Below are 13,473 nucleotides of genomic sequence, written 5' to 3'. Positions count from 1 at the left end.
GGAGAGACCGACATGAGCGCACGAACCTTCACTCTGGTTGCCCTGTCCCTGCTGCTGGGCCTCGGCGCCGCCTGGATGGCAAACACGTGGCTGAGCGCGAAACTTAATGCCAGTCCGGAGGACAACCTCCAGTCGGTGGTGGTGGCCACGCTTGAGATACCGTTCGGGCAGATGATCGAGGCCCAGCAGGTCACCCTGGTGCGCATGCCCAAGGGAACGGTACCGGACGACGCACTCGACGCGACTGACAAGGCAGTGGGCAAGATCGCCACCTTCCCCATGCTGCGCGGCGACATCCTGCGCAGCGCTAGGGTGGCCGAGCATCTCGGCGGCAGCACTTTGGCCTCGCTGATCGAGGCGGACAAGCGTGCGATCTCGGTGCGGGTCGATGACGTGGTGGGCGTTGGTGGCTTCCTGCTGCCGGGCAACCGTGTCGACGTACTGGCTACCCGGCAGGTTGGCGGCACCAGTAATGACAGTGAGTCCAAGACCATCCTCCAGGACCTGCGGGTCCTTGCTGTGGACCAGACCGCCAGCACCGACAAGACCCAGCCCGTGGTGGTGCGCGCCGTTACTCTGGAAATGACCCCCAAGGAAGCCGAGATCTTGGTCAAGGCCATGAGCGAGGGCCGCCTGCAACTGGCTCTGCGCAACCCCCTGGACGATCACAAGAAGACCGAGGCCGTGGCGACGGCCAAACCCACGCCGGCCACTCCGGCCGCACCTCGTCCCGTGGTGCGGCGGATGGAACGCCCTAGTGGCGTGATCATCATCCGTGGCACCGAAGTGAAAGTGGCGAAGGCGCAGTTCTAGCCGGGCCCCAGCCAGCCGGCGTAGTTGCGGTCAGTCAGAGGAGGAAAGGGATATGCAAGGCATTCGGAAACTAGGGGCCCTGGCAGTACTGCTGCTGGCCTGGACTGTGCTGCCGGCTCCCGTGCCTGCGGCGCAGCCCTCCGGGCAAGTGGTGGGAATGGCCGCCGCCAACAATGGCCACATCCAGGTTCCCATCTACAAAGCACGCATCCTCACCACTCGCACAGCGGTCAAGCGCATATCGGTGGGCAATCCAGAGATCGCCGACATTCTCATGACCACGCCCAACCAGCTTTACCTGCTGGGGCGCTCCCTGGGCAGCACCAATGTGCTGCTGTGGGACAACAACAACCGTCTGATCGACAGCCTCGACCTGGACGTGGTGCACGACCTGGGCGGCCTCAAGGAAAAACTGCACCAGCTCATGCCCAACGAGCGCATCGAAGTGTTCAGTGCCCAAGGCTCCCTGGTGCTGCGTGGTCAGGTCAGCAACGCCTCGGTTATGGATACCGCAGTCAAGGTAGCCAAGTCCTACGCCGCTCAGACTTCCAGCGTTGTACAGGGCGAGGGAGAGGCCGCTAAATTGGCCCCGGCGCAGTCGCTTGAAGTGATCAACCTGCTCAGTGTCGGCGGCACCCAACAGGTCATGCTGGAAGTCAAGGTCGCCGAGATGCAACGCAGCCTGTTCAAGAGCCTGGACGTACGCTTCAACGCTCTAGATTTCGGCTCCTCCAGCCGCTGGTCTACGGGTGGATTCAACAATGGCCAAGGGCTGGGATTCGATGCCGATGGCAACGTCGATCCGACCACGCTGTTCGGCAATGGCAAGGGCTTCCTTGCCCAATTCCTCTCCGACGAGTTCCTCTTCAACGTGGTACTGGAGGCTGCTAAGGACAACGGTTCGGCCAAGGTACTCGCCGAGCCCACCCTGACCACGCTCAGTGGGCAGCAGGCCGAGTTCATTTCGGGCGGTGAGTTCCCCGTCCCGATCACCGAGGATGAAGGCATCACCATCGAGTTCAAGGAGTTCGGCGTCGGGGTGAAGTTCCTCCCGGTGGTGCTGGATGAAGGGCGTATCAACCTCAACCTCAATGTCTCGGTGAGCGAGTTGTCCAACGCCAATTCCCTGGTGCTGGATACCGGCCTGGACAGCGTGCTGGGTGATGGCGTCGCCCAGATCATTCCCTCCCTGACCAAGCGAAGTGCGCAGTCCACGGTCGAACTGGGCAATGGCCAGACCATCGCCATCGCCGGCCTGATCAGCGAGAACACCCGAGACTTCGTCAGTCGTTTCCCGGGGCTGGGCGACATCCCAGTGCTCGGCCACCTGTTCCGCAGCCAGCAGTTCCAGAACGGTGAAACCGAACTGGTGATCCTGGTCACCCCACACCTGGCCAAACCCATCGATGCCAAGACCGTGCGCCTGCCGACCGAGAAGTTCGTCGAGCCCAGCGACCTGGATTTCTACCTGCTCGGCAAGACCAAGGGCCGCGAAGCCGGGCGAGCGGTGCCGGTGAGTCTGGGCGTCAGCGAAGGCCGGTTCGGCCACGACCTCAAGTAGCCGGAGATATGACCATGAAACCGATCATCTCGTTCTGCCTGGTGGCGTTGTGCAGCGGCTGCGTCATGACCTATGAGGAAGGCCGCGTCGGCAGTCCGGGCTACAGCGTCTACCAGACCACCTACCAGCAGATCGCCGACAAGGAGCACGCTGCCAACCCCGGCACCGAGGTATCGCCCGCCGGGATGGATGGCGCCCTTACCGAACGCGTCATTGACAGCTATCGCGGCGTCAAGGGTGATGCCAAGCAGGTCGGCCAGCCCATCCAGATCAATATCGGTAACGATTGAGGCCCGCAGCCATGAACCCGAAAATCCCCGGAAGAAATTGCGCCTTGCCCCGGCGCCAACGGGGTTCGGTCATGGCGCTGTTAGCGGTGGCCATGATTGCCCTGGTGGCGATGGCCGCCCTGGCGCTGGATGGCGGCCACATGCTTGTGAACAAGACTCGCCTGCAGAACGCGGTGGATGCCGCCGCCCTCAGCGGCGCCAAGACCCTCAGTCAGGTTCAGGGGTCTCCGGACGCCGCGCGTTTGGCTCGGGAGGCAGCGCTGGACACCCTGGCACTCAATGCTGCGGCCACAGGAAATCGCGAACTGGCCACGGCGCTGACCGCCAACACCAGTTTCGTCGTCGTTACCCAGTCGGCTAGCGTCTACGGCCCCTTCACCGTTGCAGGTCCGGTGGGAAGCAGCCCGCGCTATGTGCGCGTATCCGTCCCCAGATACCCGTTGACGGGAATTCTCTGGGGCGCACTGGAGCTCATCGGCGGGGTCGGTACGGGCAAGGCCGTGGCCGCCATCGCCACGGCGGGCCCCAGTCCCACCAGCCCTTGCGACCTGGCCCCGGTGATGGTTTGTGGCAACAATGCTGCTGGCCAGCATGACCCGGCCAATGGCCTCTATTGGGGCTACCGACTTGGCGATCTGGAAGTCTTGAAGACCTCCAAGAACAATACCTCCGGCATTGGTCCGGGCAACTTCCAGCTGCTGGACTTCGGCTCGGGCGGGAGTACGGTGCGGGAGTCGCTGGCAGGAGGCGGAACGGTTTGCCCGAACATCGGCGAGAACGTCGCGACAAAGCCGGGCAACACTGTTGGGCCCTCAGTGCAAGGTCTCAATACCCGGTTCGGCGATTACCAGGGGGGAGGCCTTTCCGAGAGCAGTTATCCGCCGGATCTGGTGGTGGACTACAACAAGCTCGGAAACGGCAAGGGCGCCCTGGAGCCCAACCTGGATACCGGCGTCGTGAATTACCTGGGCAGTGGAGGTGGTCAGGTGAGCAGCGATGCCAACGGCAACCTCGCCACCACCGGTGGAGCTTCCCTATTCGATTACAACGACTGGCGGACCCGCACGGCGTCCTGTGTCGATAATCCCTCGGCTTCGGGGTGCCGCAGCAACGGAGTATTCGAACGGCGCATGCTGAAGATCGTCATTGGCAGCTGCTCTGGTACCGATGGCGGCACTGCGTCGGTACCGGTGCTGGGTTTCGGCTGCTTCTTCGTGCTCCAGCCCATGGATCAGCAAGGCGGCAGCGCCTGGCTGCTCGGCCAGTTCGTTCGCGAATGCGAGGGCGACGACCAGCCCGGGCCAACCCCCGCCACCGAATTCGGCCCGCAGATCATCCAGCTGTACAAAACCTATATTGACGACAGCCGCACGCCGAGCACCGACTCGTAGGGGGCCGCCATGGGACATCATGCCTACAACGGGAAGCGCAGCCAGAACGGTGCAGCGATGGTGGAATTCGCCATCGCCTTGCCGCTGCTGCTGTTGCTGCTGTTCGCCGTAGCCGAGTTCGGTCGCATGCTGTTGCAGTACAACAGCCTGCTGCAGGCCAATCGCGATGCTGTGCGTTATGTCGCCGCCAACGCCTACAACCACACCCTGGGGCGGGTCGATGTCACTGCTGCCCTGCGCACAGAGACCCAGAACCTGGTGGTCTACGGCTCGCCTGTGGTGCGCACGGGGATGCAGCCGCTGGTACCGGGGCTGAGTACCGCCAACGTGCAGGTCACCGCCGTGGCCGGCACCACCGACCACGTGCAGGTGAGCATCAGCTACACCTTCCAACCCGTGATCGGCAACGGATTGCCAGCTCTTGTCGGGCGCGCAATCAGGCTGGATTTCCCGCTGGTGGCCACCACTGTAATGAGGGCGCTGTGATGAACATCGGGCGGATGCGCGGGACCTACACGGTTGAGTTCGCCCTTGTCGGGCTGCTGCTGTTTTTCGTGTTGTTTTCAGTATTGGAAATGGGGCGGCTGTTTTTCACCATCAATGCCCTGAACGAAACCGTGCGACGCGGGGCCCGTCTGGCCGCGGTATGCGATATCAGCGATCCGGTAGTTCTGCGTCGCGCCATCTTCAACGCGGCAACCGATAGCGGTGCCAGCAGCCTGATCAATGACCTGGAGACGGCTGACCTCAGCCTTGTCTACTTGGACCAGAACGGTGCCACTGTCGCCAGTCCCAATGATCTCGTTGGTGCCAGTGGCTTCCGCGCCATCCGCTATGTCGAGTTGCGCCTGCAGAGCTTCACCTTCGACTTCCTGATCCCCGGATTCGGCGGAAGCTTCACGCTCCCGGCGTTCAGGTCGACCATGCCGCGCGAAAGCCTCGGCCGTCATGCCGAGGTCGGCGTTGCCCCGGGGATCACGCCATGCTGAAGATCAGAGAAACCGCGCCTGTGCAGGGCACTGGAAAGTCTAGCCAGCGCCTGCTTATCAGCAGTCGCGACGCTGCGGCGCTGCGCCACCTGCAGGGCTATTGCCAGCGTTTATCGGGGCTGTTGGTGAGCACCCGGCTAGTCACCAATGGCCACACCGATCCGCTCTATGGCCTGGAGCAGAAGCCCGACCTGCTGCTGCTGCGGGTCAGCCATCTGTGGCGCGAGGAGCTCGCGGCGCTGCTCCAGCGCCCCGCCCACGAGCGGCCGCCACTTCTAGTCTGCGGCCCTCTGGATGAGCGCGAGGGCATGCGGCTGGCCATGCAGGCTGGAGCCCGCGACTTCCTCCCCGAACCGGTCACCGAGGACGACCTGCGCGCGGCGCTCTGGCGCCTTGTGCAAGAGTCTAGCGCCGGTACCAATGGCGGTGGTCAGGTAGTGGCAGTGATCAATGCCAAAGGTGGCTCCGGCGCCACGCTGCTGGCTTGCAACTTGGCACAGCAACTCAGTAGCCGCGGCGCGGGCACCTTGCTGCTTGACCTCGACCTGCAATTCGGCAGCGCCGCCCATTACCTGGATGTTCACCCCGGCCACAGCCACCTGGACGTGTTACAGCAGGTCGAGGAGCTGGACGGCATGGCATTGCGTGGCTTCTGTAGTCACTTCAGCCCGACCTTACACGTTCTTGGCGGCCGCTCCGATGAGCTCTGCCTGACGCAGGACGTGCGTCTGGAGCAGCTGGAGGCATTGCTGCGCCTGTCCCGCAGCACCTACGACTGGGTGGTGGTGGACTTGCCACGGCAGATCGATCACCTCACGGGTGTCACCCTGGAGCAGGCCGACCGGGTGCTGATCGTGGTGCAGCAGAGTCTCAGTCATCTCAAGGATGCCACCCGCCTGGTGCGCATCCTGCGAGACGACCTTGGTCTGCAGGGCAACCGTCTGCAGGTGGTAGTCAACCGCTACAACAAGGCTTCACCGGTGACGCTCAAGGATATTGCTGAAACCTTGCGTTGTTCGGACGTACAGAAGCTGCCCAACGATTACGCGGTGGTCAGCGAAAGCCAGAACACCGGTGTGCCGCTGGCGATGCATTCACCGCGGGCGCCGGTGACCTTGGCGCTGCGAGCTTTGTGCGAAGACCTGGCAGGAGCAGAGGGTGCCAGCCAGGGGCTGTTGAAACGTACCTTCGGCCGACTGTTTGGGGAGTAGATCATGCTCAGCGATTTCCGCAACAGACTGCGCCAGCCCGCAGCCAAAAAGTCCAGCGCCAACCAGCCCCAGGGAGGCGAGGAGGACGAACAGGGCAACAACCTGATGGCCTGGGAGGTCTGTGCGCCAGACCAACCCTATGAAACTCGCACTCACCTGAGTTCAGTGGAAGCCGACTGGCGTGAACGCATCTACCAGCAGTTGCTCAAGGTCATGGATCTTTCACTGCTGGACGCTCTGGAACCAGCCGAGGCTGCGCGGCAGATCCGTGAAATTTGCTCGCGCCTGCTGGACGAGCACCAGGCGCCAGTGAGTTCGGGCTGCCGTCAATTGATCATCAAGCAGATCACCGACGAAGTGCTCGGCCTTGGGCCCCTGGAGCCATTGCTGGCGGATCACAGCGTGTCCGACATCCTGGTCAATGGCCACGGCGCGGTGTACGTCGAGCGCCACGGCAAGCTGCAACGCACTGACGTACATTTCCGTGACGACCAGCATCTGCTGAATATCATCGACCGCATCGTCTCCGGTCTGGGGCGGCGTATCGACGAATCGTCGCCTTTGGTGGATGCACGCCTGAAGGACGGCTCGCGGGTCAACGCCATCATCCCGCCGCTGGCCATCGACGGGCCGAGCTTGTCGATCCGCCGCTTCGCTGTGGATCTGCTGAACACTGAAAGCCTCGTCCAGATGGGCACACTGACGCCGGCCATCGCGCTGGTACTGAAAGCCATCGTGCGCGGTCGGCTCAACGTGCTGGTTTCCGGCGGCACCGGCACCGGTAAGACCACCATGCTCAACGTACTGTCCAGCTTCATCCCGCAAAACGAACGCATCGTTACGATCGAAGACTCGGCTGAGTTGCAACTGCAGCAGCCGCACGTGGTACGCCTGGAGACCCGACCGGCGAATATCGAAGGGCGCGGAGAGGTGAGCCAGCGTGAACTGGTGCGTAACAGCCTGCGCATGCGTCCGGACCGAATCGTCATCGGCGAAGTCCGCGGCGCTGAGGCCATGGACATGCTGACGGCGATGAATACCGGGCACGACGGTTCACTCACAACGATCCACGCCAACACGGCGCGTGATGCCCTTGGTCGCATCGAGAACATGGTGTCCATGACTGGCGCCACCTTTCCAATAAAGGCGCTGCGTCAGCAAATCGCCTCGGCGATTGACGTCGTCATCCAATTGGAGCGCCAGGAAGACGGCAAGCGCCGGTTGGTCAGCGTGCAGGAGATCAATGGCATGGAGGGCGAGATCATCACCATGACCGAAATCTTCGGGTTCGATCGCCGCGGCATCGGGGAGCACGGTGAAGTGCTGGGAGACTTCCGCCCCAGCGGTATGGTGCCGCATTTCCGCGATGTGCTGGCCAAGCGGGGCATTGAGTTGCCGCTGAACCTGTTCCGCCCGGAATGGATGGAGGTATAGGACCATGCACCAGATACCTGCCGAGTTCATACTTGTCTTCCTTGGAATGGTTTTCGTAGCCGCGTTCTTACTCAGCCAGGGGCTAGTGGTGCCGGTCTTTGGCGAAGCGAGCAAAGTACGTCGTCGGATACGTGCACGCCTCAACATTCTTGAACACGCCAGTAACGTGCCGAACATGCAGACGGTGCTTCGCCAGAAGTACCTCAAGCGTCTTTCGCCCATTGAGGCGAAGTTGGAGCAATTGCCGCTGATGGAGCGGCTGGCACAGATGATTGAGCAGTCCGGTCATGAATACCCGGCCTACCGGGTAGCGTGGATTTGCCTGAGCGTCGCGCTGGCCGTGGGCGCTGGCGCCTGGTTGCTGTTCAAACTCTGGTGGCTGGCGCCGGTTTTTGGCGCGCTGGCGTTCTGTCTGCCGTTGCTGAAGATCGCCAGGGATCGCAACTCCCGCTTCGCAGCCTTCGAAGACGGCCTGCCCGATGCGCTCGATGCCATGTGCCGCGCGCTGCGTGCCGGGCACCCGTTCAATGAAACCCTGCGTCTGGTGGCGGAAGAGCACAAGGGCCCGGTGGCCGAGGAGTTCGGCCTGACCTTCGCCGACATGAACTATGGCAATGATGTGCGCCGGGCCATGCTGGGCCTGCTGGAGAGGATGCCGAGCATGACGGTGATGATGCTGGTGACGTCCGTGCTGATCCACCGCGAGTCCGGCGGCAACCTTACCGAGGTGCTTGAGCGCTTGAGTCGCCTGATTCGGGGGCGCTTCCGTTTCCAGCGCAAGGTCAAGACGTTGTCGGCGGAGGGGCGGATCTCAGCGTGGGTGCTGGTGGCAGTACCCTTTGTACTGGCGGCGGGGATCATGCTTACAACGCCGCAGTACATGCCGGTTCTGCTTAATGACCCCTTGGGACAGAAGATGATCATTTATGCCTTCGTCGCCATGATCGTGGGTATTTTCTGGATTCGCCGGATCATCCGGATCCAGGTCTGATGGGCTGTCGGCGAGGAGGCGTAAACCATGGACTACCTGCTCGGATTGATCAATGGCTTGGTGGGCAACCCTCAAGTGGCGCGACTGGTCTTCCTGGCTGCGGTGGCACTCAGTGCGACGTTAGCCGTGGTCACTTTTGGCATACTCTTGATAGGCCTGCAAAGCCCGCTGCACCGGCGACTTGCACTAATCAAACGCGGTCGTGACGGCGCCGCTGCGGGGCAGCGTCCGGTGAGCAACCTGCAACTGATGCTGGAACAGGTCGGACGTCATCTAGGCACGGGTGAGGAGCGCAAGGCCTCCGCAACCCGCCAGTTGCTGACCCATGCCGGCTATCGGTCGGCATCGGCGGTGCAGGTTTACTGGGCCGTGCGCTTGCTCTTGCCATTGTTGATGTTGGCGCTGGCTGTCATAGCGATGCCGATGCTGCCCAAGCTCTCGTTAAACCTTGTATTGCTGGTGGTGGTTTCCGCAGCGGCATTGGGCTGGCTGGTGCCAGCGATTGTGGTGGAGCGTCGCAAGGACGCACGTATAGGTCGGTTGCGCGCTGCCTTTCCCGATGCCCTTGACCTGATGGTAGTTTGCGTGGAATCGGGCCTGGCGCTGCCCCAGGCCATTGAGCGGGTGGCCGACGAGATGGCGGTGAGCCAGTCGGAGCTGGCCGAAGAGCTGGCGCTGGTCAACGCCGAGATACGAGCAGGTATCCCGAGTGCACAGGCTCTCAAGCATCTGGCGGACCGCACCGGGCTGGATGATTTGCACGGTCTCGTGAGTCTGTTGTCGCAGAGCATCCGATTTGGTACGAGTGTGGCGGATACCCTGCGTATCTACTCCGACGAGTTTCGCGACCGGCGTACCCAGGCAGCCGAGGAGCGGGCCGCCAAGATCGGGACCAAACTGGTGTTCCCGCTAATCTTCTGCCTATGGCCCAGCTTCTTCTTGGTGGCCATAGGCCCCGCAGTCATTGGGGTTCTCAGAGCCTTCGGAATGCAATGACATGAACAAGACCAGTCTGTTGTTGGCCATGCTGGCCGTGCTGTCAGGATGCCAGAACATGGCGCCGGAGAAAGCCAGTGGGATCCAGTCTGTCTACCGCGGTGACAACTCCGTGCTTTACCAGGTGCAGAGCCAGGTGGATTCCCCGGACCAGGCCATGCGTATGGCGGCCAGGTCTTATCAGGCCGGCGATCTGGATCAGTCACTGTTCCAGTATCTACGTGCCTTCGAACTGGACCCGCAACGCTATGACGCACTGGTCTGGGTCGGTCGTATCCATCGCGAGCGGGGCAACAGCCAACTCGCGGAGATGGCCTTCGCCGACGTGCTGGAGAAGGACCCGAATAATGTTGGCGCCTTGGCCGAGACGGGGCTGCTACATCTTGCCGTGCGCCATCACGAGGAAGCCCAGGAATTCCTCCTTCGCGCTGTAGGCCAGGATCAGGTTCGCCAGGGCAGCAGTGGCAAGGTCGGCCTTTCGGACGTGGCCAGTCTCAAGGTCGATAGCAAATCGCCGGTGCGTGTTTACAACGGCCTGGGGGTGTTGGCCGATCTGCGCGAGGACTTCGCTGTGGCGGAAGGTTTCTACCGCCTGGCCATGCGCATCGAACCGCGCTCACCCATGGTGCAGAACAGTCTTGGCTACTCCTACTACCTGGCCGGGCATTGGGATCAGGCCGAGCGGGCCTACAAGCAAGGCATCAGCTACGAGCCGGCCTACCATCCGTTATGGCGCAACTATGGCCTGTTGCTGGCGCGGGCGGGGCGTTACGAGGAAGCGATATCGGCCTTCGAGCAAGTGGAGAAGCGTGCCGAGGCGAGCAACGACGTTGGCTATATCTGTCTGGTTGAGGGCAAGCTGGATGAGGCGGAGCAGTTCTTCCGCAGTGCGATCGATCAATCGCCGGCGCACTACGAAACGGCTTGGGACAATCTCAATAGGGTCCAGCAGGTTCGACGCCTGCGCGGGATGAGTGGCGGCACATCGGTAGGGGAGCCGGTGGCAGTGATTCCGGGAGCGGAGGTGCGTCCGGTCGGGTTGCCATAGACCGGAAGAAGATGGAAAGGGGCAGGCCTTGGGCCTGCCCCTTTTGCATTACTTGTTGACCGCGTCGGTCAGGGCCTTGGCCGGAACGAACTTGACCACTTTCTTCGCGGCGATCTCGATGGTCTTGCCGGTCTGCGGGTTGCGGCCGGTGCGGGCGGGGCGGTCGCCTACCTTCAGCTTGCCGATCCCCGGCAGGGTGATCTCATCGCTGTTCTCCAGGGAATCGCTGACGATCTCGCTGAGCTGGTCCAGCATGGCGCGTACAGCGGCCTTGGTGGTGTCGGTGGCTTCTGCGATGTCAGAGATCAGCTGGTCTTTGGTGAGTGCCATGGTGTTGCTCCATTCAATAGGTGTCTGGCTTGTGGCCTTGCCGGTCGCGCCGGCCCTGATGAGACCAGCGGAGCGACTGGAAGTGCGGCATGGGGTGTAGATGCGAACCGCGACCGCTGGGGAAGCTAGCACAAAAGGATTGCAGAGCCTGTGCGCAAACCCCGTCTTTGCGTCGATTTGACGCAACCTGTCGTCGGTCCCGGCAGCCGACGACAGGACGTCACCGGATTCTCCGAGCCGTCGTCTACGAATCTCGAAGTCCGCAGCATCGCGTGTGGGCCCTGAATTCCCTTGAACGACTACGCTTGGCCTAGAGATGCCAAGCGCTAAGGAGAGCCGCCATGCTACGTGCCTTCGCCGATCTGGGTTTCCGTTGGAAAGTCGCTTTGCCGATCCTGGTGCTGGCGCTGCTCATGGTGCTGGTGGGCGGCCTCGGTATGCAGGGTATCGGCCAGGCTGCCGACTCCAGCAAGCAGCTGACCAACCGTTACCTGCCTGCCATCAGCCTGCTGCTCAACGCCGACCGTGACCTCTACCAGGCCTTCATCGCAGAGCGCAGCCTGCTGGATGAGGCCGCCGGCGAGCACGTCCAGGCACTCAAGGCGGACCATGCGGAAAATCTGCAGCAGGCTTACGACCGGGTGCACAAGTACGCAGCGATGGATGCGAGCGCCGATGCCCAGCAACTGGTGGCCCAGTTCGACCGGGGATTCGCCCAGTGGAAAGCGACCTCACAGCAGGTGGTGAACCTGTCGGCCCAGGACCCGGCTGCGGCCAGCGCCCTCAGTTTCGGTGACAGCGAGCGCCAGTTCGAGGCCATGCGCGATGCCATCGACAAGCTTGGCGAGTTGGAAGACAACGCCGCCAATGCCGAAGGGCAGGCGGCCATCGCGCTTGGGGATGCCCGTACCTGGCAGCAGGGGCTGGCTATCGCCATCGGCCTGGCCCTGTGCGGGGTGCTGGTCATCGGCTTCCCGGTACTGGTGACCCGGCCTTTGCACCACCTGCTGGAACGCATTGAGCAGATCGCCGACGGCGACGGTGACCTGCGGGTGCGACTGGATGTGTTGTCGAGGGACGAACTGGGCAAGCTCAGCCATGCCTTCAATCGCTTCCTCGACAAGCTTCAACCGCTGATCCGTGAGGTGAGCCGGGTAACCGGAGAAGTCGCTGATTCCGCGCGCAGCCTTGCCGGGCTCGCGGCGGCCAACGACCGCCTGATCAGCAGCGAGCATGCTGCCGTGGATCAGGTCAGCACCGCCGCCACCGAAATGAGCGCGGCTGTTCACGAAGTGGCGCGCAATGCCCAGAACGCGGCGGACGCGGCTCGATTCGCCGAGGAACAGTCCCGGGAAGGGGCGCAAGTGGTTGGGGCGACTGTCGCCGTCATCCGTCAGTTGGCCGTGGAGGTGGAAAACGCCTCTACCACCATCGGCACCCTGGAGCAGGAAACCGCCAACATCGGTGCCGTACTCGCAGTGATCAAGGGTATCGCCGACCAGACCAACCTGCTTGCGCTGAACGCCGCCATCGAAGCCGCGCGGGCCGGCGAGCAGGGCAGGGGATTCGCCGTGGTCGCGGACGAGGTACGCGCCCTGGCGGCCCGGACCCAGGACTCCACCAAGGACATCCAGCTGATGATCGAGCGTCTGCAGGCTGGCGTGCAGGAAGCGGTCAAGGCCATGCGCACGGGCAGCCTGAAAGCGCGGGACAGCGTGGAGCGTGCGGCGGGTGTCGACCAGGCCCTGACCGACACGGGCGACTCGGTGCAGCGGATCAACGACATGGCGGCGCAGATCGCCACTGCCTGCGAAGAACAGAGCAGCGTTACCGAGGAAATCGCGCGCAATATCAGCGATATTCGCGATCTCTCCAACGAGGCGGCGCAGACGTCGGAACAGAGCACCCAGGCCAGCCAGCACCTTTCCCAGCTTTCCAGCGGCTTGGCCCAATTGGTGGGGCGCTTCCGGGTCTGATTCGCAAGTGCTTGTAAGGAAACCGTTTTTAGCGGTTGTAAGTTGGCGAAGAGCCGGTACAATGGCGCGGCTCGCCGATCTGGCGAGCTGCGTGATGGTGGCCCTGCCGGTCCCCCCGCAACGATCAGCCGTGAACCCGGTCAGGCCCGGAAGGGAGCAGCCGCAGCGGTGAAATCGTGTGCCGGGGTGTGGCTGGTGGGGTCACCTCCAATTCCTAAGTCTTTAATTCTAAAAGACTTTCCCCGTCGAAAAATCCAAGAGTGGAACAGTGTAGTGGTACACCTGATTGGTGCGCCGCGCGAAGCATCGTATCCGTTCGCCCTACATTCGTTTCAATTACCCGGCTTTTATCTGGTTCTTCACGGATTACCGGGGAAGGCGGCTTTGATTTTCATGAAAAAGAAGTCGCTGTCCCGATAGCCGTAGGCCATGCGCTTGATCAC

At 62.5% G+C, this 13,473-nt stretch carries 13 protein-coding genes and 1 other RNA gene; 13 read left to right on the top strand and 1 reads right to left on the bottom strand.

The window, feature by feature from the left end:
- Positions 1-12: 12 nt before the first annotated feature.
- The 11 genes from cpaB (at position 13) to MnOB_RS00945 (ending at position 10,724) form a co-directional block, all read left to right on the top strand.
- Positions 13-813, top strand: a complete 801-nt coding sequence (gene cpaB / locus MnOB_RS00995) for a Flp pilus assembly protein CpaB (RefSeq protein ID WP_077520941.1) — start codon at positions 13-15, stop codon at positions 811-813.
- A 52-nt stretch (positions 814-865) separates the two neighbouring features.
- Entirely contained in the window at positions 866-2,374 is a 1,509-nt protein-coding gene (locus tag MnOB_RS00990) for a type II and III secretion system protein family protein (RefSeq protein WP_077520938.1), read from the top strand.
- 14 nt (positions 2,375-2,388) lie between these two features.
- Positions 2,389-2,664, top strand: a complete 276-nt coding sequence (locus MnOB_RS00985) for a hypothetical protein (RefSeq protein ID WP_077520935.1) — start codon at positions 2,389-2,391, stop codon at positions 2,662-2,664.
- Positions 2,665-2,735: 71 nt separating this feature from the next.
- Positions 2,736-4,055 carry a Tad domain-containing protein gene (locus MnOB_RS00980; RefSeq protein ID WP_234358180.1) on the top strand — a complete coding sequence of 440 codons (1,320 nt, stop codon included), beginning with the start codon at positions 2,736-2,738 and terminating at the stop codon, positions 4,053-4,055.
- 9 nt (positions 4,056-4,064) lie between these two features.
- The gene (locus MnOB_RS00975) at positions 4,065-4,541 is read left to right on the top strand and encodes a TadE/TadG family type IV pilus assembly protein (RefSeq protein ID WP_077520930.1); all 477 of its coding nucleotides are present in this window, start codon (positions 4,065-4,067) and stop codon (positions 4,539-4,541) included.
- Positions 4,541-5,044 carry a TadE/TadG family type IV pilus assembly protein gene (locus MnOB_RS00970; RefSeq protein WP_077520927.1) on the top strand — a complete coding sequence of 168 codons (504 nt, stop codon included), beginning with the start codon at positions 4,541-4,543 and terminating at the stop codon, positions 5,042-5,044. The genes MnOB_RS00975 and MnOB_RS00970 overlap by 1 nt, the downstream gene beginning before the upstream one ends.
- On the top strand, positions 5,038-6,255 hold the full coding sequence (locus MnOB_RS00965; protein WP_077520924.1) for an AAA family ATPase: 1,218 nt from the start codon (positions 5,038-5,040) through the stop codon (positions 6,253-6,255). The genes MnOB_RS00970 and MnOB_RS00965 overlap by 7 nt, the downstream gene beginning before the upstream one ends.
- Positions 6,256-6,258: 3 nt before the next feature.
- Positions 6,259-7,689, top strand: a complete 1,431-nt coding sequence (locus MnOB_RS00960) for a TadA family conjugal transfer-associated ATPase (protein WP_077520922.1) — start codon at positions 6,259-6,261, stop codon at positions 7,687-7,689.
- A 4-nt stretch (positions 7,690-7,693) separates the two neighbouring features.
- The gene (locus tag MnOB_RS00955) at positions 7,694-8,680 is read left to right on the top strand and encodes a type II secretion system F family protein (protein ID WP_077520919.1); all 987 of its coding nucleotides are present in this window, start codon (positions 7,694-7,696) and stop codon (positions 8,678-8,680) included.
- Between the two features lie 27 nt (positions 8,681-8,707).
- Positions 8,708-9,676, top strand: coding sequence for a type II secretion system F family protein (locus tag MnOB_RS00950; RefSeq protein ID WP_077520916.1), 969 nt, complete (start codon positions 8,708-8,710; stop codon positions 9,674-9,676).
- Between the two features lies 1 nt (position 9,677).
- A complete protein-coding gene (locus tag MnOB_RS00945; RefSeq protein WP_077520913.1) occupies positions 9,678-10,724 on the top strand; it encodes a tetratricopeptide repeat protein in 1,047 nt (348 codons plus the stop codon).
- Positions 10,725-10,772: 48 nt separating this feature from the next.
- Here the strand turns inward: MnOB_RS00945 and MnOB_RS00940 are convergent, their stop codons facing one another.
- A complete protein-coding gene (locus MnOB_RS00940; RefSeq protein WP_077520910.1) occupies positions 10,773-11,054 on the bottom strand; it encodes an HU family DNA-binding protein in 282 nt (93 codons plus the stop codon).
- A 341-nt stretch (positions 11,055-11,395) separates the two neighbouring features.
- On the opposite strand from MnOB_RS00940, the gene MnOB_RS29750 reads away from it, so the two are divergent.
- Positions 11,396-13,030, top strand: coding sequence for a methyl-accepting chemotaxis protein (locus MnOB_RS29750; protein ID WP_077520907.1), 1,635 nt, complete (start codon positions 11,396-11,398; stop codon positions 13,028-13,030).
- A 104-nt stretch (positions 13,031-13,134) separates the two neighbouring features.
- Positions 13,135-13,231, top strand: an RNA gene (gene ffs, locus MnOB_RS00930) — signal recognition particle sRNA small type.
- The last annotated feature ends 242 nt before the right edge of the window (positions 13,232-13,473 follow it).

The sequence above is a fragment of the Metapseudomonas resinovorans genome, assembly GCF_002003485.1.
Taxonomy (GTDB): Bacteria; Pseudomonadota; Gammaproteobacteria; order Pseudomonadales; family Pseudomonadaceae; genus Metapseudomonas; species Metapseudomonas resinovorans_D.
The sequence above is the reverse complement of the archived record's forward strand: the minus strand, read 5'-3'. Positions and strand labels throughout refer to the sequence as shown.